Here is a 2,523-nt window from a genome sequence, read left to right on the forward strand (position 1 = left end):
GCGGTCGGAGAACCAGGGGCTTGCCGGTCATCCGGCGATCTCGCCGGCGGCTCGCGCCCGCAATCTGGCAAGCCAGGCGTCGTCAATCGGTTCCGCTGGTCCGGAGTCGCGTCCTGCCAACAACTTCTCGCGCAGCATTTCAATATCGCGCTCGCGCCGAATGAGCTCGCCGAGATACTCGCTCGTGCTGGAGTAGCGCTGCGCGGCGACCTTTCGATTCACGAAGTCGCGCAAGTCTTCCGGCAGGGAGATGTTCATGGTGGCCATGGTCGGCGCTCCGCGGTTTGGCAATCCTTGGCAAGGCTAACATGCATCGACCCCCGCCGCCGGCAATAAGGGGGCAGGGTCGAATACATTGTAGCAGAGGTATGTCGGCAATATGGAACCTGCGACGCCTCTTGCGCAAGCTGTTTCCTGCCGCCCCTGCTGATGGCCTTGAGTGGGTCAGGCTCGGGTATTTTGTCGTGACTGGAAGCATCGACATTAAGTTGGCCCGTGACCCTTCACGCCTTCTCTGGGGGTTCTCCTTGCGCGTTGCTTCGGCGCGGCAATTGGGCGTCCCGACGCCAGCGCTCGTTCACGAGCACCTTGAACATAGGCATGGACGTCCCCTTTGCAGTCCGCAAGAATCTCGTCGCGTGCCGCATAGATCTCTTCGAGTATCGGGTTAAGCGCCATTGTTCGGGTCTCCCAGGAATTCGGCGGGTGTGCAGATCAATAACCGCGGGAATCCGAGTTCTTCCAGCAAGTCATACACGCGCGGCAGGATATGGGCGTTGGCAATATGTCGACAGTTCTGCGTCAGCAGGTATTCCACTCCGCCGACTGCCGCGGAGGCTACGTGCAAGGCATCCAAGCGGGCCTTCTCGGGCATCAATGATCGCGCAATGATCTCGTCAGCGAGTTGTTCGACACGGGCATCCGGAAGCAGTACGGGAATATCGGTAAGCAGCGCCAGTCGACGTTTGGCTGCGTCAGGATCCCCGAGTGATGCCTCGTCGATGACGAATTGTGACGTAACCAAAGTATAATTCGGTGCTTCATCCGCAAGCCATTGCTTTGCCTGGTTCTGCAGTAGGGCAATAGCCGGATCGCTGCTGGTCCAGGCAGTCGCGTGACTTACGATTGATGTTTCAATATAGACGGAGTCCATGCCATAATCCTGGAGATAAGGAATGAAAATGCTGCGGCCCAACCAGCCGCTATCTTGGAAATCCTAGCATACCTCAGCAGATTTCCGGCTGCATGTCAACGGGAAGCCGCAGCTGACCTTCGTGATGGTACTGGCAAGCGGCAAAGAAACCGCGGAGGACAAGGGTCGGCGTCGACTACCATCCGGCCTCTTGCGCAAAACCGCGCAAGATCGGAAACCTGGGGCCAGCCGCGGTTTCCGCTCGAGCAAGAGAGACAGAAAAGAGGGACTAAAGGGGGTCAGTATCCCTCGACTGTGGCCATTTTAGGCGACTCCGATCATCGTGCCAGCCGCGACCGGCAATCGCGGGGCCAGGGTCCGCACGGCGGACCCTGGGGGACCACGGAGCCAACCCGTCCGATGCCCTACGCGGCCCCGGCGCGGCGGCTCGGCACGCCGCGCGACGCTGCTCAGGCGGTCGCGGCCAGTTGCGCGAGCACGCGCTCCCAGGCGGGGCGGGGAATTACCACCTGATCCTGATCCGCGAGCGAGTTGACGTAATTCCCCTCAGCCCAGATGGTGCGGCGCACCAGCGCCAGGCAATCGGAAAAGGTCGCCCGGGGCGCGTGGTCAGGTCTTGACTTATGCCTCGGGTAAAGGCGGGTAAAGGGGTCAGGGTAAAGGGGTCAGAGAGGGTAAAGGGGTCAGTACCGAATGGCGCTAAGTTAAGAGAGCGATTAATGATATCAGCAACTTGCGTGCAAGCTCAGCCCCCAGTTCCTGGAGAATCAGCGACAGTCCGCCAGATTCCTCCGGGTTTTACCTGGTACTGGAGCGTTTCGGCCAGCCGACCGGCCGCGCAAGCCACTGTTCTCATGAGGTCTCGTCCTTAACTTAGCGCCATTCGGGTCAGTACCCTTAATAGGGCCAGCCAAAGGCATTGCCAGACCATGCTCACATGACTCGAGCCGGCATCACGATAGCGATTTCGCGAAAGCTTGAGCCCTGCGCTTCCCCATCATTCTGTTTCGGAAAACAGGACCGCCGCCGGGCCACAGGGCTTCTTGCCGTGGCCATAATCGTTCAAATAGTCCGCCACGCAATCGCGATCCGTTTTGGCGAGTGACCGTTGCTCGGGCGTAAGTCCTCTGTCGAGTTCGTCGAGCACCAGCGCCGAGGTCAGCACCATGCATACGCGCCCGAGCAGGCTTCGACGGTGCATGCCGGTATCGGCCGCATCCGATAACTTAATCGACTGTATCGCCGCGTCCGCGCAAGCGACCAAGGCCGGCGAGGTGGGGTGGCGCAGTGCGCTTTCGCAAAAAGCCTTACACACTGGCCCCCACCGCAGTTCAGGTGTGACTTGGCGTCGACGCAGCACCGTGCCGTCC

At 60.3% G+C, this 2,523-nt stretch carries 3 protein-coding genes; all 3 read right to left on the reverse strand.

The features are described 5' to 3' along the window. Positions 1–27: 27 nt before the first annotated feature. Positions 28–267: a type II toxin-antitoxin system ParD family antitoxin gene (locus tag QZY48_RS05480; RefSeq protein WP_295428774.1), complete on the reverse strand. Its 240-nt coding sequence runs from the start codon at positions 265–267 to the stop codon at positions 28–30. A gap of 400 nt (positions 268–667) precedes the next feature. After that, positions 668–1,153: a type II toxin-antitoxin system VapC family toxin gene (locus QZY48_RS05485; RefSeq protein WP_295428776.1), complete on the reverse strand. Its 486-nt coding sequence runs from the start codon at positions 1,151–1,153 to the stop codon at positions 668–670. Between the two features lie 997 nt (positions 1,154–2,150). After that, positions 2,151–2,523, reverse strand: a 373-nt coding sequence (locus QZY48_RS05490; RefSeq protein WP_295428778.1) for a hypothetical protein, incomplete at its 5' end; no start/stop codon positions are given.

This window comes from uncultured Thiodictyon sp. (assembly GCF_903828115.1).
In the GTDB taxonomy this organism is placed as follows: domain Bacteria; phylum Pseudomonadota; class Gammaproteobacteria; order Chromatiales; family Chromatiaceae; genus Thiodictyon.